This window comes from Corynebacterium sp. KPL4072, from assembly GCF_037908395.1.
Taxonomy (GTDB): Bacteria; Actinomycetota; Actinomycetes; order Mycobacteriales; family Mycobacteriaceae; genus Corynebacterium; species Corynebacterium kefirresidentii.
In genome coordinates this window covers 124,435-149,017 of record NZ_JBBMGE010000005.1, presented here as the reverse complement: position 1 = coordinate 149,017, position 24,583 = coordinate 124,435, and the positions used below count along the sequence as shown (strand labels likewise).

Sequence of the window (24,583 nt, the reverse complement as noted above, 5' to 3'; positions counted from 1 at the left end):
ATGGAAGAACCCTACTTTTCCACGACCAACACCACCGACCCCACCACACGCTCAGCCTTTGAAATGCGAAAGGCGGAATACGAGTTCTGGGTGAACCAAGTGCCCGATCTCGATTCTGATTTCGAATTAGTCACCCAATCCCTCTACCGCACCACCGGCGTCAATGAAGGCCGGATTAACCATATCCTCATGGCGCTGCATCGCTTGGAGGAGCTTCCCAAGCTCCAGGCGCTGCAGCACCGCCTCTATCACTTAGACCTCGACCGGATTATTGCCATTAATAAGTCCCTCAACCGCTTAGGCAACCCGACCCCTAAGGTGGTGGAGCGGATCGATGAGCAGCTCACCACCTACCTCACCCCTACCCGGCCGAACCAGACTATGCGTACGCAGGCGCAGATTAAGCGCAAGCTCAACGAACTCATCAACCTCGCGGATGACACGTTGGCAGTCACCCAGGGCCCCACCCAACCGCGCTACACCATGGAGAACTGGGGCGATAACACCTCAGCGGTGACTTTGAGCGCGGACCCGGCGGTTATCGCGAGCGTCGATAAGTGCATCCGGCAGACCGCGCTAGAGTTAGATTGCTCGCTTGCCGACGCCGCCGTTGCGCTCCTCACCGGCCGCACCCAAGCCCCCGAAATCATCCTCAACGCCTATAAAGCCACCGACGTGCCCAATTCCCCGGCGTTTATTGAATCCGTGGGCTGGCTCGACCCGGCGCGCTCGAATGCGCTGCCCTACACCAAAATCCGAGAGATGGATCCTAACCAGGAGGTCAAGGGCTACGTCACCCCGGCGGCCATGGCTGCGTACTTAGAAGGATTTGACGGCACCTGCCGCTACCCCGGCTGCAATCGCCCGGCCACGGTCTGCCAGAAGGACCACCGCATCAACCACGCGGACGGTGGCCCGACCACTCCGTCTAACTTGGCCTGCCTCTGCCAGCACCATCACAATGTGAAGACCGATGGTCGTGCTTTCTATGTCATGGATCCACATACGCGCGACATCATCTGGCTTTTTGAGGATGGAACCTGGACCGCCACGGAGCCCTCCGGCCCGCTGGCACCCAAGAACAAGAATTGGGTGCAGACCTTTGCTCAAACCATGACTGCCCACCGCGCCCGAGCATATGAAGAGGCCCAAGAACTCATGCGCCAGCAGAAAACCACCCCTAGGGAGGAGGAATAATTCCACCAGCTGCCCTACAGTGGCTGGCATGACGCAAAATTTATTCACACTGGATGAGCTCGTAATTACCCAGACCAAGTCCTTCCTCAATGATCAGTTCATGATCACCGATATCGACGGCACCCCTGTGGGCACGATCCTGCAATCCACCAGTCTTAAAGATATGGTGTTTAAATCCTCTCGCAGCTTGGAGGTCGCACTCACGGATGCTGAAGGCAACCCCCTACAGACGGTCATGACGATTTCGGATCCGCCGAATTTTCTGCGGGATACCTATGAGGTGCACTTGCCGGGAATCGAACAGCCCATGGCCGTCATTACCAAGCGTTTCTCCATGCTCAAAACAAAGCTGGAGCTGACCATGAAGGGCTTTCCTGACGTCGAAATTCGCGGCGATTTCTGGGATTGGAACCTCTCCATCACCTCCCACGGCCGCCAGCTTGCCAACGTCACCAACGAGTGGACCGGCGTAGGCAACTACTTCATGGGTAAAAATACCTACTGCCTAGCCATCACCCCAGGTCTCAACGAGCAACAACATGCTGCCATCATCGGCGCCGTGATGAGCATGGATATGCTGCGGACGAAGGAAAAGAACAGAGAGTAGATGTCTGCTACGATATGAACATGTTCACTGAACCTGTTCATAAAAACTCACGTGCGCGCTCGAAGAACACAACGCGCCTAAAGGTGTTAACCGCTGCAGGCGAACTTTTCGAAACTACGGGATATGCCGATACCAGCATTAGAGAAATTGCGAAAAAGGCTGGTGTCAGCGTTGGCACAGTCATGTCTGTCGGCGAAAAGCGCGCACTGCTGGTTCAAAGCATCAGCCACAAAATTGCAAAGATTCATGACGGACTCAGGACTCAACCACCTGGAGATCTCATTTCGGTCATCAATCCATTTTTGGAGATGTTTGCAGGACACAGCGAACTATCCCGCGCTTACGCATCTGCTCTCATTGAACTTGGCGATCAAGGGCAAGAGCTCAGACGCTTGGAACATCTTCTCACGGAAGAAATCCTTCGACGTCTCGCGGCATCAAGATTGACCGAGGATGAGTCTCGCGATCTTGCAGGAGTCTTGTATCACGCCTATCTAGGTTTGCTAATCGGCTGGGCCGCCGGACTTTATTCGTCGCAAGAACTAAAAGACCAAGCACGCACAATCATCAATCGCCTAGAAAGCGTATTTGGAGTCCAACTATGATTTTCGACGAAACAGCCCCTATCTGGCCTTCCATTCTCCTTGCCGTCATTCTTTCAGGCGACGTCATACTGTCAATTCGTCCCGTTAAGTTCATTGAAAAATGCCTCACCGGCGTAAAATTCCCACGCCAATGGTGGTGGGCTCTCATCTATATCAAATGCGTCGCGATTTCCGGGCTGATAGTCGGACTTGCCTACCCCGGAGTCAGAGTTGCGGCACTAGCAGGCATCGTCACATATTTCTTTGCTGCAGCCTTCGCTCACCTGAAAGCCAAATTCACCGGCACCGAATTCTGGGCTAACTGTTTGGGCATGCTCATCCTCTCCATCGTAGCGCTGATTGTAACGCTCGCCGCATAATGCAGAAAGGAGTTGTACGTTCTCGCAGGTACTTTCGGGCCTGACCCCCGGAAAGTGGAGGTGTTGTTGCAAAGTTGGGCGGAGAGCAGCGAAGACTCAGTTTCTCATTCCCTGACGGCCGCTGCATGTGGGCGTTGTTAGGCCGTCTCGAAGACCCAGTTGACGATCACCGCGTCCGGGTTCAGTTGCCTGTTGGCAAACATCGCGCCTTGCCCTTTCCGCAATGAGTGCATCGCCTCCATCCCTTTCAACGTCCGATATACAGATGTCCGGTTCTTAAACGCGCCTTTCGGCCCGAGGATCCGCTTCAGCCGACCATGGTCGCCTTCCAGGATGTTGTTGAGGTATTTCACCTGCCGGTGTTCCACTGTTGGCGGGCAGATTCCCTCTAACTTCAACTCGGCGATTGCCCTGGCTAGGGAGGGTGCTTTATCGTTATTGATCACTCTGAGATACCCGGCTGACGCATTGGATCTGACGGCCTTGGCCAGGAAACGCTTCGCTGCGGCCACGTTTCGCTTCGGAGACAGGTAAAAGTCCAGGGTCTGGTCACCGGCGGTGATCGCCCGATAGAGGTAGCACCACCTGCCGCCGACCCGGATATAGGTCTCATCCACCCGCCAGGAACTAGCCTGCCAGTCAGGTACCTGCCGTTTGCTTGTCCAGCTCAGGGGCATATTTCTGGACCCAGCGGTAGATCGCGGTGTGATCGACCGGCACACCCCGCTCGGTCATCATTTCCTCCAGATCGCGGTAGCTCACCCCGTAGCGGCAGTACCACCGCACTGCCCACAGAATGATGTCACGGGGAAATGACGACCGGAGAAGATACCCATGGCTGTGATTATTTCACGTCGCTCTTCCTACTGCCCCAACTTTGCAACAACACCAATTCGTGTAGGCGCAATCAGGGGCTATAAAGTAGCGCATTACTTGCATCCAAACCTGTACATTCAGAGAATTGCCTTGGACTGGCGATAACAGGTACCAGATATGCGTTCGTAAAATTCGCGCGCGTTAATGTCGCTCCACGAAGGTCTGACTCGCTAAGAATTGCGTTCGTAAAATCTGCGTCGGTGAAATCTGCTGATTTCAAGTTAGCCCATGCCACCATGGAGCCGCGAAACGAGCACCCTTTGCATATGCTTCCTTCGAGATTGATATCCGTCAGGTCATAGTTGGACATATCTTTCCCGGAAATGTCTTTCCCAGCGAGCTCCGTGGCCCACGATTGAGGCATCGTTTTGTACATTTGCTATTTAATCCGCGGTAAATTGATAATCCATTGCGGGTAACGGCCTTGGTAGCCAAGGCAGTGGGTGGTTACAACTCCGTAAGGTTTGCCGTCCCTTATCTTGTTGAAGCCAACCACCGTTAATATGTCTGTGGTTTCAACTTTCCGGCACTTCTTAAAAGATCCCCAACCTGAGCAGGAAATATGATCCATGGGCAGGCGATATTCATAGCGGTCGCCGGAGCGCTTAATTTTTGGCGCATATTTTGTTGAAGCTTGTGAAGCACGAATGGATAGACCGTGTTTGTTCTGGTTCTCGCCCGAGCCTTTCCCGAAGGTAAACCAGCTTTCCATTTTTATCCGTCCACTGCGACACGATAGTGTAAGGGCCTTTATTTCCAAAGAAAGATAATTCCGAGTCGACAGAAGTGTCGAGGTTCTTCGAAGCGGCAGCTTCTGTCAAGATTTCCTCCGCTGTAGAGTCATAGCTTTCCACTGTTCCTGGGATTACCCCGAAATGTTCTGTAGGGGCAGAGGTAGATGCATTGGCAGCTGGTTGAGACAAATTAGCCATTAGAATTAGAGCAGCCATTGTCTTGCCTAGTGCGTTTTTGGTCCAGTATTTCCGCATGATAGAGTTTCCCACTTGTAAAAAATTACTTATCCTAAAAGTACCTTCTCTAATTAACGAAGGGAATGCTCATATGCGTGATATGAAATACAAACTGGATGAGTGGCCGATCTGTATCGCGAGGGTTTCATAACAGGAGAACAATCTGTGCGGAATAACTTCCCTACATATCGGACATGTGCCAAGAAGGTGTTTTAGCGTATTTTCTGCCGTATGGCGGGACTGACAGGTGCGCAGATTTACCGATACGGCTGCACCGCCCTAGGCGTTTTTCAACGCCCGATACACCGTAGGGCGAGTGACTCCGAATTCCCGCGCCAAGGCTGCTTTCGACTCCCCCGCTAATACGCGCCGCTTAATCTCCGCCACCTGTTCTGTGCTTAGAGCTGGTTTGCGGTCTTTGTACTTGCCGGCCTTTTTCGCCAGCGCAATCCCCTCCGCCTGGCGCTCGCGGATAATGGCCCGCTCAAACTCCGCGAAGCTACCGAGAATGCCGAGCATTAAATCTGCACGCGGGTCCGTGGTGTCTTTCGCAAACGCGAGATTCTCATGCAGGAAAGTAACAGTCACACCATTGCCTCTGAGTTGCCCGTTTCGGCGGCGGAGCGGAGCTCCGCCCTGAACACCCAGTGCAGGGTGCGGTCGATGACCCTGCCGCAGCGCATCACCGTGCCCGATAAGAAGTGGGAAAGCGAGTACCCGTTGAAGACGCGGGCATTTACCGGGGTGCGCAACAATCTGAGGGATGTCAGTGAGGCGTTGCGTATCGCCGGTTTCCTTTTGGACCCCATCCTGGGCGGGGATCCTGCCACCGCGGCTGGGGTGTGGGACCCTGTCAGCCTTGCCTGGCGGTAGGCGACGTCTCCTGCCCGCCACCGGTGCCCGGGGAGCGGGGCGGGCATGACCCGCGGTGTGTTATCGCTGGCGGATTTTCTCGGCCTGCGCCTGGACCATGCGGGTGAAATCTTCGGGTGCGACTTCGGGGGAGCCGGAGACGGTGTAGGTGGCCCCGTCGATCTCGACATAGGCGATGCGGCTGACGGAGCCGTTGTCACCGGAAAGGGGGGAGGAGGACTGCGTCAGGGTCACCTCGGCGGCGGTGACGGAGTCGGCGCCGTCGACGCGCAGCTCCATGGGTGCCGCAGTATAGAACGTGGATCCGCCGGCGAGGGCCCTGGTGATCGACTCGCATACCGACACGTCACGAGGGTGGTTCAACAGCTGCGGGTCGGATGAGACGGCCACGCTGAGTGTCGCGTCAGTGGACTCGTTGGTGAAGTCGCGGGCCGCGATAGCGTCGGGGTTCTGAACGATTTTGGAGATGTAGGTCACGCCGGTGGGGATTAAGGCGGCGCATTCGGCCGGATCGGCGGTGACTTCCTGGGCCATAGAGACCATGTCCTGGTTGATGCCGGGGCTTTCGGCTTCCTGGTCCTGGATCATTTGGTTGATGCTGTCCATGGTGTAGCCCTGCGAGGCGGCGGTGTCGTCGACGACGGTGGTGTGGGGATCGACGGGGCCCTTGTCGACTGTCGGGGAGGCAGAGACCCCGGTGGCGGGGTTGTCTCCGGTGTCCTGGTTGGTGGAGCAGGCGCCGACGGTGGTGCAGGCGGCGGCGAGGGCGAGGGCGGGCACTATGTGTCTGTTCATGCACACACGGTAACAAACACCCCGGTCATGCCCCCTGGCTGGCTGGGGATCGGAGGTGCGCGGGGCGAACATGTGTCGGGTCCCGCCGCCATGAATTCCGGTGCGGGGGCACGTGGGGTGATTTATACTTGCCGCATGCTGTCGCTTTACGAGGAATTTCCCGACGACCCTGTTACGCAAAGGAGCGCTAAGGAAGGGGAAGTCGAATTCCACTTCATCGTCTCCTCGGTGCCGGAAAAGAGGGTCGTGGATGATGACTGCGCTAAAGACAAGCTCAAACTCCAACTTATGCTTATGCCTGGTGTGGCTCTCCGGCTACTTCCCGACGGGGACGTAACCCCCGGGGGGATCAATGTGTGTTACCCGCACCTGTTTCACACCCGGCAGGGAAAGACGCTCTGGGATCCGCGGGAAATCGCCGATCTGGAGCCGTTCAAGGTGTATCGCGCGCGGGGTAGCTACTTCTTTTCCGATATCAGGAAGGAACCCTACGTCACCATTTGGGAAATACTTGACCCGCTGCCCGACCCAGAGATGGAAGAACTCTCGGCCAAGACTGCCGAACCGGTGATCTTGGAGGCCAATATCGGGCAACTGGTCCTTGACCGGACGTTCTCGACTTTCGAGGGTAAAGCGGACGACCTCGGTGTCAAGGTCAGTATGTGGTACGAGGGGCCGGAACTGCTCCTCGCGAGCCAGGGGAACATGGCGAAGAAGTTCAAGTCGGCGCTGAACTTCATCAACAACGTCCTCTCCCAAGAGTACCTCGATAGCGCGCGCATGCTGGGGGCCGAAAAAGCGCTTCCGGCCGCGAACCGGTGGCGCCACGATGTGGCCGAGGCGGAAGGGAGGCCGACACCCGCCCCGAAACTCGGGGTGGAGGACGTCTACGCCAAGCTGACTCCGACTGCGGTGAACATTCCCCACAGGGGAAACATTGGCATCGAGTTCGACGACGGGTACATGTTCGATGGGCACCCCGTGACGGTGAAGACGAAGAGGGACGGAACTCCCACCTCGATCGAGATGGACGTCTAACCCGACAGTCCTTCTCCCACCCTGCCCTGCCGGGCAGGATGAGGGATGCTTGCCGGGTTATCGCTTACTCGGCAGGGGCCTGAGGGAGCGGAATGCGCTCACCGCGAGGTGTCTTCGCTGGTGAACACCCACTTGCTCTGCAGGATGAAGTTGAGGGTAGTGGCTGTTGCCTGCGAAATCACCCACGAGAGAAAACCGTGTGTTCGAAATCCGCCAGCGGGATACGGGGAAGCTTGTTGACCAGCACCGCCATGATCAAACACGCGGTGTATACGATGAAGACCCTCAGCTTCTCGGTGGTGGACCGGTTGCCGGAGAAAGCGACAAAGCTATTGGCGTAGTAGGCGAACAGGCTACCCAGGATATAACTGATTGCCCGGCTGATCAGGGCGTTTGCCCCGGAGGTTTCGAGGAAGTGCATGGTGCCGAAGTCGATGACGGCACCGATGACTCCCACGATGCACAACAACACCACTGCCTGGGCGTTTTTCGTGCACCTGCCCGTCGGCCGTGGTCTATCATGGGCGTCGTCGACTGTCTGGCTTGGGATGAGGTGCGTCTGCGGGGGTCGGGTAGGCCAGCTGGGGCTTTTTATAAGGTGAACTAGATGAGGCCATGAATATGGGCGAAGGGGTCGACAGTGCTGTCTGTTTGTGGCTGATATTCCGCTAGCGTGGTCGCTTCTTCAAAAGCTTCTGCACCGAAGAGGTGCTGGATCAGCGAGGCAGTCATGTCCAAACCCGCCGCAACGCCCGAGGATGTCCATATTTTTCCATCCTCCACCCAGCGGGCTTGAGATTGCCATTCAACATCATCATCCAAGGAAGAAACCCAACCGAATGCCCTCTTGTTGCTCGTTGCTCGGCGCCCTTTAAGGAGACCCGCGGCTGCCAGTAGGGCTGAACCAGTACAGACCGATGCCACTATCTCGGCGCGCTGTCCCGTTTCCTTTAACCAGGACAGGAAGGTGGTGTCTTGAACTAGGGTTCGCGTCCCCGCACCTCCGGGGAACAGGAGAATATCCGGATTCTCGAGGTTTGTGTAAGGCAGATCTGTCAAGACACGTACGCCCTGGGCGCTCTGGACGGGCTCTTTTTCCTTTCCTAAAAAACTTATACGTATGTCCGGAACCTGACTCAAAAGCTCCACCGGCCCAAAGACGTCTAACACCTCGAATCCTTCAAAAAGGATGACGGAAACATGTCGCTCCCCAATCAGCTTTCCCATAGTCATAGATTACGTGATAGAGGGTGTGTCAGTGTGATACACCCTATTAATAAAGCGGAAGACTCCGTCCTAAATAAGACTTACTGTGTCTTCTTAGTCCAAGCCCTAGATTCTTATTCCGGAATTACTGACGACGCTCTAGCCCGAGTTTTCCTAAGCAAAGACTTCCGTATCGGAAACAGCCGAGCGGCAGACAATCTAACAATGAAGCCAAACTACGCCACACTTGCAGCCTAGACTGTAAAGAATATCCCCTCGTCTAAGTTGGATCTTCCAAAAGGCAGGATCGAGAAGATAAACATCTTGCGTCAAGGAGTTGTAGAAAATGAAGTTTACTTTTGAGGTACCTGAACCGTTGCAGCTGTCTGTACCTGTTTCATATTACGAAAATCTTCTGTCTGATTACCGATACCTAGACATCTCATTTCTCAAAATGGACACTACGGGTCAGGTTCTTGGCAAATGTGAGATCGGGGGGATCAACTACGCCATTAAAAGCTACAAGACTGCCGGATTGATTACCTCAATAGAAATCTTAGACGCACGGGAGTCAGATAGCTTCCTTGATATCCCACTGTCATTGTCAAGCCGAAAGTTTGTAAAAGCCCTAAAAGATGTGGGGATCGAATTTGAACACGACCGTGACGGCATAACCATTCCCCACGACAATGGGACAATCGCATTGTCGTACCAATTCGGCAAAGTTGTAGCTATTTACTGGGGGTAGCTAGCCAATTTCAATCACACGAGTGTGCAGTCTGACTTACGCGACAGCCTAACCAAATGCCTTGACGTATTAAACAACCGACGAAGAAGGAAGTGCATCGAGAAAATGAATATTGAAGGTACCTGCCCTTTGCCCGTAAAACCTGGAATGACGGTGAACCAGGCCACTAAAGCATGCTATGACTCGGAGTTAGCTGCGGATACGTATGAGGAACAGTTTGAAGGCTGGGTCGATATCGAAACACTAGAGCCTGGTGATCCTGGCCGCAAGATTGTGTGCTGCGTGGAAGACGGTAAATGCGTCACCGTTGAAATGAAGTACCTGGAGGTACCAATCACAGATACTTTCTATGGCGTTGACCTTAATCGTCGCCCCGCCGAGACCCCACAGGCGAGAACCGAACGAGTCGCACAAGAGCTACAACGCCAAGGTATCCGCACTGAGATAAATGATTTCCTCATCCTCCTGCCTGACCAATTAGTCGCTATCGAAACCAACGAGTGCGTTGCGTGGTTTGATCCTGACTATTGGAGTCTTGAGGACTTCCTTGAAACGTCGTACCTTGCCTAGTGAACAGTAAACCTTAGATGCTAGCGAATGAAGCGGCAGCAGCATGCTTTAACGGAAAATATTTAGAATGCACACCAACTGTGATGACGGTTCCAGCAGATTATGCTACTGAAACTCGTGGCATGAACACTTTCTATCCTACTGATGGAAGGATAGAAGCTCCTGATTGGTTCAGCTCGACAATTCCTAACTTTGAGGACATCGCTGGGGAATAGCGTATGCGTAACTAAAACTTCTGAAGTGAAGAATGGAAAATCTATGTGGATAGATATCGAACAAATCGATATTGACCGATTAGCAATAAAGTTGTCGGCAGCACTAGACAAATGGATAGCTGACGAAAACAGCTATAAAAGCAAGACAGACATAGCTCCATTATTCATAGTGCAATGTCCTTCTCATTTCGAGATCGCCCTTACCCTCCGTGTTAAAGCCCCAAAACGGACGGCAATTGTAGGGTATGGGGCTGGCTACCAGCGCTATGTATGGTCACCTTATTTATACGAAGAAATCGCCGAGTCAATTGTTTTCGATACATTAGCTGGCGACTATCCAATCCTTAAAGCAGATTTTTCCGAGCCGGACAAAATTGTATGGGCTGGAGGAAAGGAAGCTGCAGATGCAAAGGCGCAGTCCATCGGAGATTTCTTAAGCTACTATGAGGACTTAAATGAGCGTGCCAAGGAAAGAATCTGGATCAGTAAGGATTTTCCTTTAAAGAAGCTCTTGTAAAGTAGGAGCAAAATGAGCTCATATAAAGACATCACCACCTTCTCTACTCCCATGCTCGTCAAGTCTCTGGATACGTTGGAGATTTCTGCGAGAGAGGACAACGGCGAGTGGGGAGCCCAATTTCCGCACGGTGTTGTCATCTTCGTTCCCGACGGTGAGTATTTCACTATCCGCATTGAGTCCGCTGGAACAATCCCGTCGGACAAGAAGCTGGTGGCGCTGGTTTAGTACAGATATTCCCACTTTGGATTTATGGAAATGGCAGTAACCCCAGAGCATCATTTTGATTTAAAGGCTGCCGCGTTTTCCTTGGCAGAGATCCTTAATAAGGATGCTTTGAGTGAAAATAGGTTTAGGGATGAACCCGCCACATCATTGCCAAGGTTCCATGGCGCCGCTGCTTGGATTAATACCTTCTTATACATTATTTTGAAAGTAGAAACACCTAACGGTACAGCCTTTGTGGGGTTTGAAGCCATCTTCCACCCTGAGGGAACTTTTCGAGAATACTCGGTTGAGTATGAAAATGTCCACGACTTATGGGCGTACGAAATTGCTGGTGAATCATTTCTTAGAGAACTCGATTTTGAGGATCCGGATCGTATCACTTGGTTGAAAACAGATAGGAAAAGTTTCGTTCCTTCTACATGGAACGACTTGCTCGATTTTAATGATGCTTCGAATCAAATATGGATGCAGGAATAAAGGATTTTCCTCTTGACTATTGTCACGAAGGTACTTGACCACTTAATGCGAGATGATTCGTATCCGCCATCAGGTCATCGTAAATAGCTGCTACCCGGCACGGCCAGAACCGTCGTCTTCATTATCTGACTGACGGAAAACGGGCCTGATCCTTGTTTGGTGGATGCCTAATATGCACCCCGGTTGGTCGGGAAGAATTATAAGCTACAGCTTGCTTGACGTGGAACAAGATTGCATTGGAAACGTCGAAACCTCATTTATCGGGGTAACTGAAGGAACAATTGTTACCTCAACGGGAACCTATTATGCGAGGGCTTATAGTAATCCGGCTCGCGTTGAATGTAAGATTCCTGGCAACCTTTAAAAGATAGGACTCGGTTAATGCAAATATCTAATATTTATCTCGCCTACGTCAAACGCTTCTTTCTATCCGATCCTGATGGAGCAATCCAGGTTTTTGCAGGTGCCAGTTTTGATGAGCAAGAGATTCTCGAGTGGATTGATAAAGGCAAAAAAGTAGACCATGACATTTGGTACGAGAAAATTCCGATAGAGAACCCTCCCCATTCTCTCAGTTCCCCGAGTGAGGTATTAGTTTATTTCGATGGATGTGATTTTGACGAAGGATGGGAACATGATTTCCAGTGGACAGATCCAGTAGGTCGTAGAGCCCTTATCCCCGAAAAGTTTAATGGAGTTGTACGCCCCCAACCTGAGACAGAAGGAGTGCTACGGGAAGACGGATATGTAGGTAATGATTACTATCTGTGGAGAGTTCCTTGCCCATGGAAAAGCCGCTACCTTTTAGCTCCATTCCAGGAAAAGAGTAATGAGTACATTGACTACGGACGTCCGTTTACGGTTTGAGCGTAATTAAATCGTAAAATGGTGATGCGAGAAAAGTGACCTTAACTAGAGCAGCTAGTTAAGGTTACTTTTGTTTGTGCTAATGATTTTCATCAAAAATAAATCCAATAAGACATAAGAAAAAGGTTATCCGTGACCCGTTAGCGGAATGTAAAGCTCTGCGTCTATCCTTCTGTCTGCTTTCATCCTTCTCAATTCCATAAAATGCTGAGGAACGTTGTTGCTGACTTCCCCAAGCCACTCGATTTTATCTCCTGACCCATAGTCCAAGTCCCCGGCAAATGGGTCTCCAGCAAGCCTATCCGCCCAACCTTTTACAGCAGTATCTTCCTCCGAAGAGACGCCCCCAGTACTCGGTATTGGGGGCAATTCCATACCAACATACGCAAGTCCTCGCGTAACTCTCATTACTGAAAATACGCAGTAGACGAATTGGGGAGTTCTCCAAGCCGCTCTAAGCTCGACAGCCCCGGGGGAAATCAGGTTTTCTTCAGCAAAATATCTCTTCAAAAGAGAATTCATATAACCCCCGAAAGCTGATGAGCTCCACTCAGCCTTTATGTTCCACACTCCACACTTCAATGCGCAAAAATTTTGTCCTGCACCAATTCACTGTATTTTACAGCCGAAAAAACTCTCAAGCGTTTATTTCTAGATTCTAGAATCGTGCTCTGATTCTTATCCTCTCCAAGACGGGCGACACATGTAACAGTTGATTACGCGCAAATCGCGCACATCAAAACACCTACCCGTGTCGAACCAGACCGTGGCGGGCTGGATAACACCCCAGCATCCGTCAGCGACCGACCGACGGAAGAACCCCCGCTAGTGATCCTTTTTCACACTGGAGGCACGGCGCTCCCTCCCTCAGGAAGGCCGGGGGTTGCAGGGCTTGAGCAGCGTCGAAAAACTAGCGGCTATTAGCTGGATTGTTCGATAAAAGCTTCTAGTGCTTCAGCCACAAGGGCCTGCAGGGTGACGCCGCGCGAGCGGGCCGCATCAGTCGCTCGAGCCTTGAGGTCAGCAGGCACGCGTACGTTCATCGATACAAGCGCGGGGGGCGTGGCAGCGGCAGCTCCAGGGCGTGGAGGGTAGCGACTTGGACGTCCTCGACGGTGTAGTGCTCGCCTAGGCGGTGAGCAGCCTCCGGGGCGAAAGACTCCAGGCGGGCGCGGGCAGCTTGGGCAGCGGGTGAGGGCGGACGTTTACGTGTAGACATGATTTCATGTGTACACATAGGCGAGCTAGGTTGCTACTTTTTATTACTACCGCGCTAGCTAGCTTGCTATCTAGCATTCTTTCTAGCACCTCCTCTTTCTCCAGGACGCGGGATTTTCCTACGAAAGTAAACTCGCGTACTTCGGTAAATCGCCTGCATAATGAAGTGCCCCGAGTTTTGTTCCTAGGCTTTTGCCTTGATTTCTATTATTGCTTGGGGCGGGTTCTGCTTCCAAAACTCGGTTTCGACCTCGGCCGGGGTTCGGTATCCCAAGCTTTGGTGGAGCCTTGTCTCGTTCCGCCATGACACCCACTCGAACGTCGCGATTTCTACCAGGAAATAAGAGATGCTGCAGCAATATGGGCAGCTAGCAAGGCTGGAGGGTGCTGTTGCAAAGTTGGGGCAGTAGAAAGACCGGCGTGAAATAATCAGAGCCATGGGCATCTTCTCCGGTCGGCATTTCCCCCGTGACATCATCCTGTGGGCGGTGCGGTGGTACTGCCGCTACGGCGTGAGCTACCGCGACCTCGAAGAAATGATGACCGAGCGGGGTGCGCCAGTCGATCACACCACGATCTACCGCTGGGTGCAGAAATACCCCCTGAGCTGGATAAGCACACTCGCTGGTACCGGCAGGTACCCGACTGGCAGGCCCGGTCCTGGCGGGTGGATGAGACCTATATCCGGGTCGGCGGCACGTGGTGCTATCTCTACCGGGCTATTACCGCCGGTGGGCAGACCTTAGACTTCTACCTCTCACCAAAACGGAATGTGGCTGCGGCCAAGCGTTTCCTGGCCAAGACGCTGCGATCGAATACGACAGCCGGGTCCCCGTGGGTCATCAACACCGACAAGGCACCAGCTCTGGCCAAGGCAATATCCGAGCTGAAGGCGGAGGGAATCTGCCCGCCAACAGTGGAACACCGGCAGGTGAAATACCTCAACAACATCCTGGAAGGCGACCATGGTCGGCTGAAGCGGATCCTCGGGCCGAAAGGCGCGTTTAAGAACCGGACATCTGTATATCGGACGTTGAAAGGGATGGAAGCGATGCATTCATTATGGAAAGGTCAGGGCACGATGTTTGCTTATGGGCACCCCAATCCGGACGCGGTGATCGTCAACCGGGTCTTCGAGACGGCCTGAGAACGCCGGCACGCAGCGGCCATCAGGAAATGAGAAACTGGGTCGTCTCGGCTCTCCGCCCAACTTTGCAACAGCACCGCTTCAAAAAGACCTTCCAGGCGTTATAGGAGCCACCGATAACGCCCGGTCGGGGCCGTTTGGAACGCTGCCGCTACGTCAGAGCCCGAAGGCTCCGCCGCTGACGAGGATCACGATACCGAGGCCGATGAGAACGATGGGAAAGAGGATGTGCTCAAAGCGTTCGAGCACTTCCGCGATCGGGGGGCGGGTTGCGACGAACCTTGCCAGGGCCACCAGGACCGCAACGAGCGCGAGGAAGATAACGCAGTAGGCGACTACTGCGAGAGGCTCCACGCTGAGGAATACAGGGGTGTAGACGCCGATATTGTCGCCACCGTTGGCAAAGGTGACGCCTGCGACCGCCCCCACGCCGACCTTCTTGCCGGCAACCTTGGCCTCGTCATCGTCGTCACCGTCTCCGCGCCAGGCCTCCCATGCGGCCCAGAGGCCGAGGCCCAGAGGGATGAGACCAAAGTATGGAATGGCTGCCGGGGGCAGAAATGCTCCGGCGCCGGTGGTCACAAGGATCGCGGCGACGAGGATGCCCGCGAATCCGAGGTACTGGCCGGCCAGAATGCGGGCGGTGGTGCCGCGCTGGCCTGCCCCTCGCGCGAAGAAGAGGGAGAGCACGATGATGTCGTCGATGTTGGTAGCTGCGAACAGGCCTATCGCCTGCAAGGCCGAGGTGAGGATCATGCGTCCTCCCCAGCTGCGTAGCACCCGGGAAGCGTGCAGACGGGATCGATGCACGGGGCGTCTTCGTCTACTGCCAGGGTGGCATCGACCAGTGCTGTCAGTGCCTGTGCCAGGTGCGGATCGGCGATCTCGTATCGTGTCCGACGCCCCTCTGGCTCGGAGACGACAATCCCACAATCGCGCAAGCATGTCAGGTGGTTGGACACGTTCGGGCGTGTCAGGTCCAGATCTCGGGATAGTTCCGCCGGGTAGGCGGGATGGTCGAGCAGGGTCAAGATGATCCGGGATCGAGTGGGGTCGGCCAGTGCACGACCCAGGCGGTTCATCACGTCGAGACGCGAAGCAATAGTCAGCATGCGCTGAACTATACAGCGATCGCTGAACTAGTCAAGTTCCGGGTAGCGGTGCAGCTGTGTGCGCTGCTGAAGAGACAGTGAAAGTAGCAGAGATGACGCAGATTCCGGCAAAGTTGCGAAAACAGCTGAACCACGCTCGTTTCTGATGATCGGCCCATGTGCGATTTGTGCCGCGCCGAAGGCAACCGAATTGGCTCGAAGTTCCGTAGCGTTGAAAGTTTCCGCTCGAACCATAAGTCACCGGAGGTGCTCACCTTTGACGAACTTGTCGAACGTTCACCGTGGAGCGTGGAGCTTGCCGAGAGGCAGGAAGAGTCGGAAGCGGAATTTCCTGACTTCCCGTTCTCAGGAGCGCTCCTGCTCACGTCAAAAATTTACTTCTGTTGTGTAACCCGAGGCGAAACTGCGTGTAACCGGGGTGTTGCCGCGGACCTAATACATCTGGTCAGGAAGTTTCATAAAAGCCCCTCGTCCGTCACGGGGCTTTCAAAAAACATCTTCAATCTTTCCACGAAACCCCTGGCCGGCCGAAGGAAAACGGCGCTCAATAAAAGGAAACTCCCCTAGTGCTTCTCGTCGTTGGAAGCACTAGGGAAGAATCCATATCCGCAGTACGGGATATGCTCTTTGAAAAGCCATGCTGAGCTGCCATCGTGAACATCACACCATCGAAATCCGGAGATGGAAACCACAGAAGTTTCCACTCCGGTTCTTTTTATTTTTCCTAGTCGCAGTTCTTCTGCTTAGTACGCAGCATATCCATGCTCATCAATCATGTACTGGGTAGCAGTATTTAATTCCTGCTGGGAAATATCCCGCAAACTCGGCCCCGCCGCTGACCCTCCCCAGTGGTCGTAGTAGCGGGGGTTGGGGTGGAGTTCGGATAGTCCTGCGAAGTGCTCATAGCACTAAGGCAACCACACCCACGCCCGCTACGAAAGGCCAACCACACTAACCTTGTGGACAACCCGCACAGGGCTAGTGTGGTTATCCACAGAAATCCACGTTGGTTGCAGTGTTCGATAGCGTTTAGGCGGGCATGTCGGTATGGGCCTCTTGGCTTGAGGCATAGGCTTTTTAGAAAACCTCCTCAACCGCTACACCCCACGCATGCCGTGCGAGCCGGTCTTTGCGGTCATTGATACCGAAACCACCGGCTTTAACAAGCGCTATGACCGCATCATTGGACTTGCTGCCGTGCGCGCTGACGCGAACTTCAATCCCGTTGACTCCTGGCACACATTGCTCACCCCTGACACCAACGCCGTGTTCACTACTCGGGGGACACCCCCGCCCACCTCGGCATTCAACCCTGCTGTGGGGGTTACTCGTAGCGAAGCGAGCTGAGCATCCCGGTTTCCATGTGATAGGCGTTATGGCAGTGAAATGCCCACTCACCGGGGTTGTCAGCGATCAGGTCGGCGATCATGGTTTCACCGTGGCGGAGAAGGACGGTGTCCTTGCGTAGTCCGCCGCTGCCGGGCAGCGCCCACGTGTGGCCGTGGATGTGCATGGGGTGGGGCATCATGGTCCTGTTGCGCATGACCATCCGCAGGCGCTGGCCCTCCTGCACGGTCGCGGAGGAGGATTGGCCGTCGGTGAGAATGCTCCATTCGTACGGCATCATCTGCCCGCCCAGGTCGATGCTGACTTCTCGGTCTGGTGTGTCCTCGGGTAGGAGTGCACGGTCTGCTGGCTTCAGGGAGGACAGAAGCAGTCCGGTGGACGACAACTCGGGGAAGTCGACATCGGGGTGGGGGGCCTGGCCGCCGGCGGTGCGGATGACGGCGAAGGCGCGGTCGTCTTTACCCACCGCCAAAGCCGTGAGCGGGAAGATGCCGTCGCCGAGGATGACCTCGACGTCGACACGCTCGCCCATCGACAGGTAGATCGATTCGGTCTCCCTGGGCTGGACGGGGAAGCCGTCGGTGTGGGTGACGGTCATGCGGTGACCACCGAGGGCCACCTTGAAGATGGTGTCACCGCCGGAGTTGATAAACCGCAGGCGGGCCTTGTCGCCCGGGTGAGCCTCGAAGGTCCGGTGAGCACGGGGGATACGTCCGTTGATGAGGTAGTGCGGATACATCACATCGCCGGCATCCCCGCCCAGTACCCGGTCCGGGGTGCCGTGCATCATATGGCCGTGGCCTCCCATCCCCTTCTTCCCGTTATGGTCGCCCGAACCCATTCCGGTGAGCTTGTCGAGCTCATCGTCGGGAGTGCCCTGAATGCCATCGACCCAGTCGTCGAGCACGATGGTCCACTCGACGTCCTGGTCCTCAGCGTCTTGTGGGTCACGGACGATCAGTGGGGCGTGGAGGCCGCGATCAAGCTGCAGGCCGGAGTGGGAATGGTAGAAGTAGGTGCCACCGTGGGGGACTTCAAAAACATAGGAGAAAGACTCGCCAGGTTCAATGGGGTCCTGGGTCATGCCGGGCACACCGTCGGCTGCGTTGTGGAGTGCGATGCCATGCCAGTGGATGGAGGTGCTCTCAGGCAGTTCATTGGTGATATCGACCTGGAGGACGTCGCCGGCGGTGGCCTCAATGGCCGCATCCCCGGTGTCAGAGACGTATCCCCACGTCTTGGCTTCGATGCCGCCGATATCCAGAGAGAGGGGCCGGGCGGTCAGTGTCCGGCGCACCGTCGGCTCACCGAGCGCAGTGGGGGTGGGAGTGGGGCGAAGAGAGGAACCTGGTGCCGAGGCAGCGGGTCCAGGGTCGCTGGTGCAGGCGGCCACGGCCCCGGTGCCGGCAAGGACGAGCCCGCCGAGCAGAAACTGTCGTCGGGAAAATCCGTTCATCATGATTTAACCTTCCTTGGTGTTAGATTTCAGTGACACGGGAGACAGGCGCAGGTGAGGACCCTGCTGAGCCATCACGTCAGGTGCAGGTCTGTGACACAGGTGGCACCGTCGTCGGCGGTGGAAAACTCCGCGGTGCCGGTGCGCCCTTGGTAGCTGACCTCAATCAGGCCGGTGGCATCATCGGGAAGCCAGAAGCCAATAAACCCGTTGTCGAAGGTGGTTGTCGCCTCGTCCACCAGCACCTCACCGGTCGCCTCATCGGTGATCGTGACCTGGATATCCTCATTGTCGAGTTCCCCCAGGCAGGTCGTGAGGCTGTGGTAGAAGCAGTCGTGGGTGGAGGTGAGATAGGGTGCGATCGAGACATACGTCTGATTGTCGGGAAGATCGACCACGACTTCCTGGTCATCGCTCGAGAGCAGCAGTTCATCGGCACGCACTGAGGCGATCAGATCCGTGGGACGCTCAGTGACCTTCTGCCGGTCGAGGTGATCAATGATCTCCACCGCGTCCATGGCGGCCAGGCCATGGGTAGTCAGGAATGTATCCTGGGACACCGTCCCGTCGGCGGTGGGTTCCGGGTCCGCGGCCGAACACCCCGTGAGGGCGAGGGCGGCGGCTGCGATCGCTGCTCGTTTCACGTCAATCTCCTTGGATCGTGGTAAGACCGTGAGAAGGCACCGCCTCAAGGTCGATGCCATACCTTTATCTAGCACGGGTGCCTGACGGACTAGAAATCAAAAACCCTGCTCACAGCTTTATAACAGGGCGAAAAGAGGGTGAATTCGGTGGGCTGGGTCACCACCGGGACACCACCCCACAGCCGTGGGCGATGTCCTTCTACTCGCCCCGGGTATGCGGTGCAGGCAGTGAAATCCCTGGTGGCTCCTGCTGAACCGACCAGGGGAGGCGATGCTGCTGGCCCGGGGTGGGGCACAGGGGCGACGGCGGTCGAAGGGTGATGTTTGAAGATTTGATGAAGATTTCCCCGCCGGGCACTGAGCGAGGGTGGTATTCCCCCCTGACCGGAGCGATACTGGGGTCTATGGCTGACCGCACACCGACCACCACCACGCCCCCGGGGCGGGTGCTGGTCGTCGATGATGAACAACCCCTGGCTCAGATGGTGGCCTCCTACCTCATCCGGGCCGGTTTCGATACCCGCCAGGCGCACACCGGCACCCAGGCCGTGGACGAGACCCGTCGCTTTTCCCCCGATGTTGTGGTGCTGGATCTGGGGCTGCCCGAACTCGACGGCCTGGAGGTGTGCCGACGGATCCGCACCTTCTCGGACTGCTACATCCTCATGCTCACCGCGCGTGGCAGCGAGGACGACAAGATCAGCGGTTTGACCCTGGGGGCGGATGACTACATCACCAAACCTTTTAGCATCCGGGAACTGGTGACCCGGGTGCATGCGGTGCTGCGCCGCCCGCGCACCAGCACCACCCCACCGCAGGTGACCACCCCCTTGATCGTTGGTGACCTCATTCTTGACCCCGTCGCCCATCAGGTGCGGGTGGGGGAGACGACTGTGGAGCTCACCCGCACGGAGTTCGAACTGCTGGTTGCCCTGGCCCTGCGCCCCGGCCAGGTGCTGACCCGCCACGACCTGGTCACCGAGGTCTGGGACACCACCTGGGTCGGTGATGACCGTATCGTCGATGTCCACATCGGCAACTTGCGTCGCAAGCTCGGCACCGACACCCAGGGCCGGGGGTTTATCGACACCGTGCGTGGCGTGGGCTACCGGGTGGGGCAGCCATGAATCACGGACCCGGCCTGACCTTCCGCTTCCTGGCCGCCCAGGTGTTGGTCGTGGTGATTAGCCTGCTAGTGGCCGCGGCCGTGGCCACGATGGTGGGCCCGACCCTGTTCCATGATCATATGTTGATGACCGGCCGGGAGGACCCCTCGCTGGAGCTGTTCCATGCCGAGCAGGCCTACCGGGGCGCTAACCTGATCACCCTGGTCGTCGCCCTGCCCACCGCCTTGATCTGCGCCCTGCTGGCCAGCCTGTGGTTATCGCGTCGTCTGCGCACCCCCCTGCAGGATCTCACCCGCGCCGCTACCAGCCTGACGGCCGGCAACTCCCGTATCCGCGTGCCCGCCGGAAAAGCAGGCCCCGAGGTCACCACCCTGGCGCATGCCTTCAACACCATGGCCGACCGGTTGGAACACACCGAACAGGTCCGCCGCCAGATGCTCTCTGATCTGGCCCACGAAATGGGCACCCCCTTATCGGTGCTCACGGTCTACCTCGATGGTCTCCAGGACGGGGTCGTGGACTGGAATAATGCCACCCACACGATCATGGCTGACCAACTCACCCGCCTGACCCGGTTGATGGAAGACATTGACGATGTCTCCCGGGCCCAGGAACACCGGATCGATTTGGACCTGGCGGAGGAAGGGCTCGGGAATCTGCTCCATACCGCCGCTGCTGCCGCGGGGGAAGCTTATGCTGACAAAGGCGTCGATTTACAGGTCGAGACCATTACAGACACCGCCCGGGTGCTCGTGGACCGGCAACGCTTCGGCCAGGTGATGAGCAATCTCCTGTCGAACGCGCTACGGCACACCCCGGCCGGCGGACAGGTCCGGATCAGCGTCCACCGACAGGGGGCGTCCACCGCGCTCATCCACGTCGCCGATGACGGCGAGGGCATCCCATCTGACCAGCTCGGACACATCTTCGAACGCTTCTACCGGGGGGATGCCGCCCGCAGCCGGGACGCCGCCGGGGCCGGTATCGGTCTGACCATCTCCAAGGCATTGATCGAGGCCCACGGCGGCACTCTCACAGCCACCTCCCCCGGACCCGGTCGCGGAGCGGTGTTTGCCCTCCACCTCCCGCTGTCCCCTTCCGACAGTGAGGAGGTTGCTCGGTGACCACACCCTGCCCCGCGTGAGAGCCGCGCCCCCACCCATTGAAAATATACCCCCGGGGGGTATACGCTAGAGTGGCATCACCGCATCCCACCGACTCGTAGGAGCTTTCCCATGATCACCTCCCCGCCACGCCTCTTGCCGATGGCCTCCCACGGCTGCAGCTGTTGCGGACCTGCCTCACGTGCCGACACCGCCTCCATCCCTGCCGCCAGCGACTCGTCAGCAGGAGGGTCCTCCCCTAGCTACCAGGTCACCGGCCTGACCTGCGGGCACTGCGCGAAAAGCGTGACCCAGGCTTCAGTCCCTCCCCCAGGTCGACGACGTCCAGATTGATCTCGCTGCTGGTGGAGTTTCCACCGTCACGGTCACCGGTGTCGTACCTCCGGAGATGGTTTGCCGGGCCATCGAGGAGGCCGGCTATACCGTCTTATCCTGATCAGTCTTACCCATCATCTCGACCCCGACCGGGTTGAGCGAAAGGAACGTCATGAGCACTCCCCACCATTCCGGTGATCACCATGGTGATCACCCCGCTCCGGAAACAGACCACACCCACCACCCGGATCATGCCAGCCACGAACACCACGCAGATCCCGACACCCACGGCCAAGCGATGCCCCACGATCACCCGCACTCCGCCCTGGACGAAGACCACCACGTGCATGGTCACGGCGAACACGCCGGACACAGCACCGCAATGTTTCGGGACCGCTTCTGGTGGTCTCTGATTCTGTCCATTCCCGTCGTTATTTTCAGCCCCATGGTCGCCCACCTGCTCGGCTACCACCTCCCGGCATTCCCCGGATCCACCTGGATCCCCTCGGTGCTAGGCACGATCATCTTCGTCTACGGCGGAACGCCTTTCCTCAAGGGCGGGTGGAAAGAACTGAAATCCCGCCAACCCGGGATGATGCTCCTGATCGCCATGGCCATCACCGTGGCGTTTGTCGCCTCCTGGGTCACCACTCTGGGGCTGGGCGGTTTTGAGCTGGACTTCTGGTGGGAGCTGGCCCTGCTGGTGACCATCATGCTGCTGGGCCACTGGCTGGAGATGTCCGCTCTCGGGGCCGCGTCCTCCGCGCTTGATGCGCTGGCTGCCCTGCTGCCGGATGAGGCCGAGAAAGTCATCGACGGGACCACCCGCACCGTGGCCATCTCCGAGCTGGTCGTCGACGACGTCGTGCTGGTGAGGGCCGGTGCCCGGGTGCCGGCCGACGGAACCATCCTCGACGGAGCCGCCGAATTCGATGAGGCGATGATCACCGGCGAATCCCGTCCCGTCTTCCGCGACACCGGTGACAAGGTGGTCGCCGGTACCGTGGCCACCGACAACACCGTCCGCATCCGGGTGGAGGCTACCGGCGGGGACACCGCCCTGGCCGGGATCCAACGCATGGTTGCCGACGCCCAGGAGTCCTCCTCCCGGGCCCAGGCCCTGGCGGATCGGGCGGCGGCGTTGTTGTTCTGGTTCGCGCTGATCTCCGCTCTGATCACCGCGGTGGTGTGGACCATCATCGGCAGCCCGGACGATGCCGTGGTGCGCACAGTCACGGTGCTGGTCATCGCCTGCCCGCACGCCCTGGGCCTGGCGATTCCGCTGGTCATTGCGATCTCCAGCGAGCGGGCTGCGAAATCCGGGGTGCTCATCAAGGACCGGATGGCGCTCGAGCGGATGCGCACCATCGACGTGGTGCTCTTCGACAAAACCGGCACCCTGACCGAGGGCGCGCACGCGGTCACCGGTGTCGCGGCAGCTGTCGGCGTCACCGAGGGCGAGCTGCTGGCCCTAGCCGCCGCCGCGGAGGCCGACAGCGAGCACCCCGTGGCCCGCGCCATCGTGGCGGCCGCGGCCGCCCATCCCGAGGCCTCCCGTCGGCAAATCCGTGCAACTGGTTTCAGCGCCGCCTCCGGCCGGGGGGTTCGGGCCACTGTCGATGGCGCTGAGATCCTCGTGGGCGGGCCGAACATGCTGCGCGAGTTCAACCTCACCACCCCGGCCGAGCTCACCGACGCCACCAGCGCCTGGACCGGGCGTGGGGCCGGTGTGCTCCATATTGTCCGCGACGGTCAGATCATCGGTGCGGTGGCCGTCGAGGACAAGATCCGCCCCGAATCCCGCGCCGCCGTGAAAGCCCTGCAGGACCGCGGGGTGAAGGTCGCGATGATCACCGGCGACGCGCAGCAGGTGGCCCAGGCGGTTGGTCAGGACCTAGGCATTGATGAGGTCTTCGCCGAGGTCCTGCCCCAGGACAAAGACACCAAGGTCACGCAGCTGCAGGACCGGGGTTTGAGCGTGGCCATGGTCGGTGACGGTGTCAATGACGCCCCCGCTCTGACCCGCGCGGACGTCGGTATCGCCATCGGTGCCGGCACGGATGTGGCCATGGAATCTGCCGGGGTGGTCCTAGCCAGTGATGACCCGCGGGCAGTGCTGTCGATGATTGAGCTGTCCCAGGCCAGCTACCGCAAGATGATCCAGAACCTGATCTGGGCCTCTGGCTACAACATCCTCGCCGTGCCGTTGGCCGCCGGAGTGCTCGCCTCGATCGGGTTCGTGCTGTCCCCGGCCGTGGGCGCGATCTTAATGTCTGCCTCGACCATCGTGGTGGCCCTGAACGCCCAGCTGTTACGCCGCATTGATCTGGATCCGGCTCACCTGGCTCCGACCGAGTCGAAAGAGGAACACACCACGCCTACTCCGGCATCCACCGCCGTCCACTGATCCACCACTTCTCTCCACTGCCCCCATATGACCCTGAAAGGTGCTGTTGCAAAGTTGGGGCAGTAGGAAGAGTGACGTGAAATAGTCACAGCCATGGGTATCTTCTCCGGCTGTCATTTCCCCCGTGACATCATTCTATGGGCAGTGCGGTGGTGCTGCCGCTACGGGGTGAGCTACCGCGATTTGGAGGAAATGATGACCGAGCGGGGCGTGCCGGTCGATCACACCACGATCTACCGCTGGGTCCAGAAATACGCCCCTGAGCTGGACAAGCAAACGGCAGGTACCTGACTGGCAGGCTAGTTCCTGGTGGGTGGATGGGACCCATATCCGGGTCGGCGGCAGGTAGTGTGCTACCTCTATCGGGCGATTACCGCCGGTGACCAGACCCTGGAGTTTTACCTCTCTTCGAATCGGAACGTGGCCGCAGCGAAGTGTTTCCTGGCCAAGGCCGTCAGATCAAGACAAGACAACAAGCAAGATGAGTTGTTGACACCATCGAAAACAAAAGTACGAAAGCCGAGAGCGGGAGTTAGG

General features: G+C 57.1%; 29 protein-coding genes and 4 pseudogenes. 19 read left to right on the top strand and 14 right to left on the bottom strand.

What is annotated here, in order from left to right; all coding sequences use genetic code 11:
- From WMP97_RS06895 to WMP97_RS06880, 4 genes are read left to right on the top strand one after another with little or no spacing between them, the layout of a single operon-like run.
- Positions 1–1,197 carry an HNH endonuclease signature motif containing protein gene (locus WMP97_RS06895; RefSeq protein ID WP_340440125.1) on the top strand — a complete coding sequence of 399 codons (1,197 nt, stop codon included), beginning with the start codon at positions 1–3 and terminating at the stop codon, positions 1,195–1,197.
- A 28-nt stretch (positions 1,198–1,225) separates the two neighbouring features.
- Positions 1,226–1,804: an LURP-one-related/scramblase family protein gene (locus WMP97_RS06890; protein ID WP_023020268.1), complete on the top strand. Its 579-nt coding sequence runs from the start codon at positions 1,226–1,228 to the stop codon at positions 1,802–1,804.
- 20 nt (positions 1,805–1,824) lie between these two features.
- Entirely contained in the window at positions 1,825–2,409 is a 585-nt protein-coding gene (locus WMP97_RS06885) for a TetR/AcrR family transcriptional regulator (protein WP_239206188.1), read from the top strand.
- The gene (locus WMP97_RS06880) at positions 2,406–2,768 is read left to right on the top strand and encodes a DoxX family protein (RefSeq protein ID WP_340440124.1); all 363 of its coding nucleotides are present in this window, start codon (positions 2,406–2,408) and stop codon (positions 2,766–2,768) included. Before WMP97_RS06885 ends, WMP97_RS06880 begins: the two co-directional genes overlap by 4 nt.
- 137 nt (positions 2,769–2,905) lie before the next feature.
- Here the strand turns inward: WMP97_RS06880 and WMP97_RS06875 are convergent.
- From WMP97_RS06875 to WMP97_RS06865, 4 genes and pseudogenes are all read right to left on the bottom strand, one after another.
- Positions 2,906–3,604: pseudogene (locus tag WMP97_RS06875) on the bottom strand (IS6 family transposase).
- Between the two features lie 71 nt (positions 3,605–3,675).
- Positions 3,676–3,954 carry a pentapeptide repeat-containing protein gene (locus tag WMP97_RS11850; RefSeq protein WP_445293084.1) on the bottom strand — a complete coding sequence of 93 codons (279 nt, stop codon included), beginning with the start codon at positions 3,952–3,954 and terminating at the stop codon, positions 3,676–3,678.
- A gap of 69 nt (positions 3,955–4,023) precedes the next feature.
- Positions 4,024–4,356, bottom strand: coding sequence for a hypothetical protein (locus tag WMP97_RS06870; RefSeq protein ID WP_340440123.1), 333 nt, complete (start codon positions 4,354–4,356; stop codon positions 4,024–4,026).
- 538 nt (positions 4,357–4,894) lie between these two features.
- A complete protein-coding gene (locus WMP97_RS06865; RefSeq protein WP_340440122.1) occupies positions 4,895–5,203 on the bottom strand; it encodes a recombinase family protein in 309 nt (102 codons plus the stop codon).
- A 75-nt stretch (positions 5,204–5,278) separates the two neighbouring features.
- Here WMP97_RS06865 and WMP97_RS06860 point away from each other — a divergent pair, with 75 nt between their 5' ends.
- The gene (locus tag WMP97_RS06860) at positions 5,279–5,488 is read left to right on the top strand and encodes a hypothetical protein (RefSeq protein ID WP_340440121.1); all 210 of its coding nucleotides are present in this window, start codon (positions 5,279–5,281) and stop codon (positions 5,486–5,488) included.
- Positions 5,489–5,548: 60 nt separating this feature from the next.
- On the opposite strand, the gene WMP97_RS06855 is transcribed toward WMP97_RS06860, so the two are convergent.
- Entirely contained in the window at positions 5,549–6,283 is a 735-nt protein-coding gene (locus WMP97_RS06855; protein ID WP_340440120.1) for a hypothetical protein, read from the bottom strand.
- A 135-nt stretch (positions 6,284–6,418) separates the two neighbouring features.
- On the opposite strand from WMP97_RS06855, the gene WMP97_RS06850 reads away from it, so the two are divergent.
- Complete coding sequence (locus WMP97_RS06850; RefSeq protein ID WP_340440119.1) at positions 6,419–7,321, top strand: DUF2262 domain-containing protein; 903 nt, start codon at positions 6,419–6,421, stop codon at positions 7,319–7,321.
- A gap of 178 nt (positions 7,322–7,499) precedes the next feature.
- Here the strand turns inward: WMP97_RS06850 and WMP97_RS06845 are convergent, their stop codons facing one another.
- Both WMP97_RS06845 and WMP97_RS06840 read right to left on the bottom strand, forming a co-directional pair.
- Positions 7,500–7,778, bottom strand: a complete 279-nt coding sequence (locus WMP97_RS06845; protein WP_340440118.1) for a GtrA family protein — start codon at positions 7,776–7,778, stop codon at positions 7,500–7,502.
- 146 nt (positions 7,779–7,924) lie between these two features.
- Positions 7,925–8,548, bottom strand: a complete 624-nt coding sequence (locus tag WMP97_RS06840) for a DJ-1/PfpI family protein (RefSeq protein ID WP_340440116.1) — start codon at positions 8,546–8,548, stop codon at positions 7,925–7,927.
- Between the two features lie 325 nt (positions 8,549–8,873).
- On the opposite strand from WMP97_RS06840, the gene WMP97_RS06835 reads away from it, so the two are divergent.
- From WMP97_RS06835 to WMP97_RS06810, 6 genes are all read left to right on the top strand, one after another.
- Positions 8,874–9,275, top strand: coding sequence for a hypothetical protein (locus tag WMP97_RS06835; RefSeq protein WP_340440115.1), 402 nt, complete (start codon positions 8,874–8,876; stop codon positions 9,273–9,275).
- 105 nt (positions 9,276–9,380) lie between these two features.
- Positions 9,381–9,845, top strand: coding sequence for a hypothetical protein (locus tag WMP97_RS06830; protein ID WP_340440114.1), 465 nt, complete (start codon positions 9,381–9,383; stop codon positions 9,843–9,845).
- A gap of 240 nt (positions 9,846–10,085) precedes the next feature.
- Positions 10,086–10,577 carry a hypothetical protein gene (locus tag WMP97_RS06825; RefSeq protein ID WP_340440113.1) on the top strand — a complete coding sequence of 164 codons (492 nt, stop codon included), beginning with the start codon at positions 10,086–10,088 and terminating at the stop codon, positions 10,575–10,577.
- Positions 10,578–10,589: 12 nt separating this feature from the next.
- Positions 10,590–10,805: a hypothetical protein gene (locus WMP97_RS06820; RefSeq protein ID WP_299137749.1), complete on the top strand. Its 216-nt coding sequence runs from the start codon at positions 10,590–10,592 to the stop codon at positions 10,803–10,805.
- A gap of 24 nt (positions 10,806–10,829) precedes the next feature.
- Positions 10,830–11,282 (top strand): hypothetical protein, encoded by a 453-nt coding sequence (locus tag WMP97_RS06815; RefSeq protein ID WP_299137750.1) that lies wholly within the window; start codon positions 10,830–10,832, stop codon positions 11,280–11,282.
- A 381-nt stretch (positions 11,283–11,663) separates the two neighbouring features.
- Positions 11,664–12,149 (top strand): hypothetical protein, encoded by a 486-nt coding sequence (locus WMP97_RS06810; protein ID WP_340440110.1) that lies wholly within the window; start codon positions 11,664–11,666, stop codon positions 12,147–12,149.
- A 126-nt stretch (positions 12,150–12,275) separates the two neighbouring features.
- Here the strand turns inward: WMP97_RS06810 and WMP97_RS06805 are convergent, their stop codons facing one another.
- From WMP97_RS06805 to WMP97_RS06795, 3 genes are all read right to left on the bottom strand, one after another.
- Positions 12,276–12,671, bottom strand: a complete 396-nt coding sequence (locus tag WMP97_RS06805; protein ID WP_340440109.1) for a hypothetical protein — start codon at positions 12,669–12,671, stop codon at positions 12,276–12,278.
- A gap of 398 nt (positions 12,672–13,069) precedes the next feature.
- Positions 13,070–13,192 (bottom strand): hypothetical protein, encoded by a 123-nt coding sequence (locus tag WMP97_RS06800; RefSeq protein WP_340440107.1) that lies wholly within the window; start codon positions 13,190–13,192, stop codon positions 13,070–13,072.
- Positions 13,189–13,368 (bottom strand): hypothetical protein, encoded by a 180-nt coding sequence (locus WMP97_RS06795; protein ID WP_157749111.1) that lies wholly within the window; start codon positions 13,366–13,368, stop codon positions 13,189–13,191. The genes WMP97_RS06800 and WMP97_RS06795 overlap by 4 nt, the downstream gene beginning before the upstream one ends.
- Positions 13,369–13,804: 436 nt before the next feature.
- On the opposite strand from WMP97_RS06795, the pseudogene WMP97_RS06790 reads away from it, so the two are divergent.
- Positions 13,805–14,514, top strand: a pseudogene (locus tag WMP97_RS06790) (IS6 family transposase).
- 156 nt (positions 14,515–14,670) lie between these two features.
- Here the strand turns inward: WMP97_RS06790 and WMP97_RS06785 are convergent.
- Together WMP97_RS06785 and cmtR are read right to left on the bottom strand one after the other, a co-directional pair.
- Positions 14,671–15,270: a cadmium resistance transporter gene (locus tag WMP97_RS06785; RefSeq protein WP_239207750.1), complete on the bottom strand. Its 600-nt coding sequence runs from the start codon at positions 15,268–15,270 to the stop codon at positions 14,671–14,673.
- Positions 15,267–15,626 (bottom strand): Cd(II)/Pb(II)-sensing metalloregulatory transcriptional regulator CmtR, encoded by a 360-nt coding sequence (gene cmtR / locus WMP97_RS06780; RefSeq protein ID WP_003849933.1) that lies wholly within the window; start codon positions 15,624–15,626, stop codon positions 15,267–15,269. The genes WMP97_RS06785 and cmtR overlap by 4 nt, the downstream gene beginning before the upstream one ends.
- Before the next feature lie 1,110 nt (positions 15,627–16,736).
- Between cmtR and WMP97_RS06775 the strand changes: the two genes are divergently transcribed.
- Positions 16,737–16,973 carry an exonuclease domain-containing protein gene (locus WMP97_RS06775; protein WP_234288142.1) on the top strand — a complete coding sequence of 79 codons (237 nt, stop codon included), beginning with the start codon at positions 16,737–16,739 and terminating at the stop codon, positions 16,971–16,973.
- Here WMP97_RS06775 and WMP97_RS06770 read toward each other — a convergent pair.
- On the bottom strand, positions 16,951–18,432 hold the full coding sequence (locus WMP97_RS06770) for a multicopper oxidase family protein (protein ID WP_061925641.1): 1,482 nt from the start codon (positions 18,430–18,432) through the stop codon (positions 16,951–16,953). The genes WMP97_RS06775 and WMP97_RS06770 overlap by 23 nt on opposite strands.
- 71 nt (positions 18,433–18,503) lie before the next feature.
- Entirely contained in the window at positions 18,504–19,073 is a 570-nt protein-coding gene (locus WMP97_RS06765; protein WP_023020258.1) for a CueP family metal-binding protein, read from the bottom strand.
- Positions 19,074–19,477: 404 nt separating this feature from the next.
- Between WMP97_RS06765 and WMP97_RS06760 the strand changes: the two genes are divergently transcribed.
- The 5 genes and pseudogenes from WMP97_RS06760 to WMP97_RS06740 all read left to right on the top strand — a co-directional run.
- Entirely contained in the window at positions 19,478–20,200 is a 723-nt protein-coding gene (locus WMP97_RS06760; protein WP_034656116.1) for a response regulator transcription factor, read from the top strand.
- Positions 20,197–21,324: a sensor histidine kinase gene (locus WMP97_RS06755; protein ID WP_061925635.1), complete on the top strand. Its 1,128-nt coding sequence runs from the start codon at positions 20,197–20,199 to the stop codon at positions 21,322–21,324. Before WMP97_RS06760 ends, WMP97_RS06755 begins: the two co-directional genes overlap by 4 nt.
- 111 nt (positions 21,325–21,435) lie before the next feature.
- Positions 21,436–21,760, top strand: a pseudogene (locus WMP97_RS06750) (heavy-metal-associated domain-containing protein).
- Between the two features lie 51 nt (positions 21,761–21,811).
- Complete coding sequence (locus WMP97_RS06745) at positions 21,812–24,046, top strand: copper-translocating P-type ATPase (RefSeq protein WP_340440105.1); 2,235 nt, start codon at positions 21,812–21,814, stop codon at positions 24,044–24,046.
- A 93-nt stretch (positions 24,047–24,139) separates the two neighbouring features.
- Positions 24,140–24,550: pseudogene (locus WMP97_RS06740) on the top strand (IS6 family transposase); the annotation flags it as partial.
- Between the last annotated feature and the right edge of the window lie 33 nt (positions 24,551–24,583).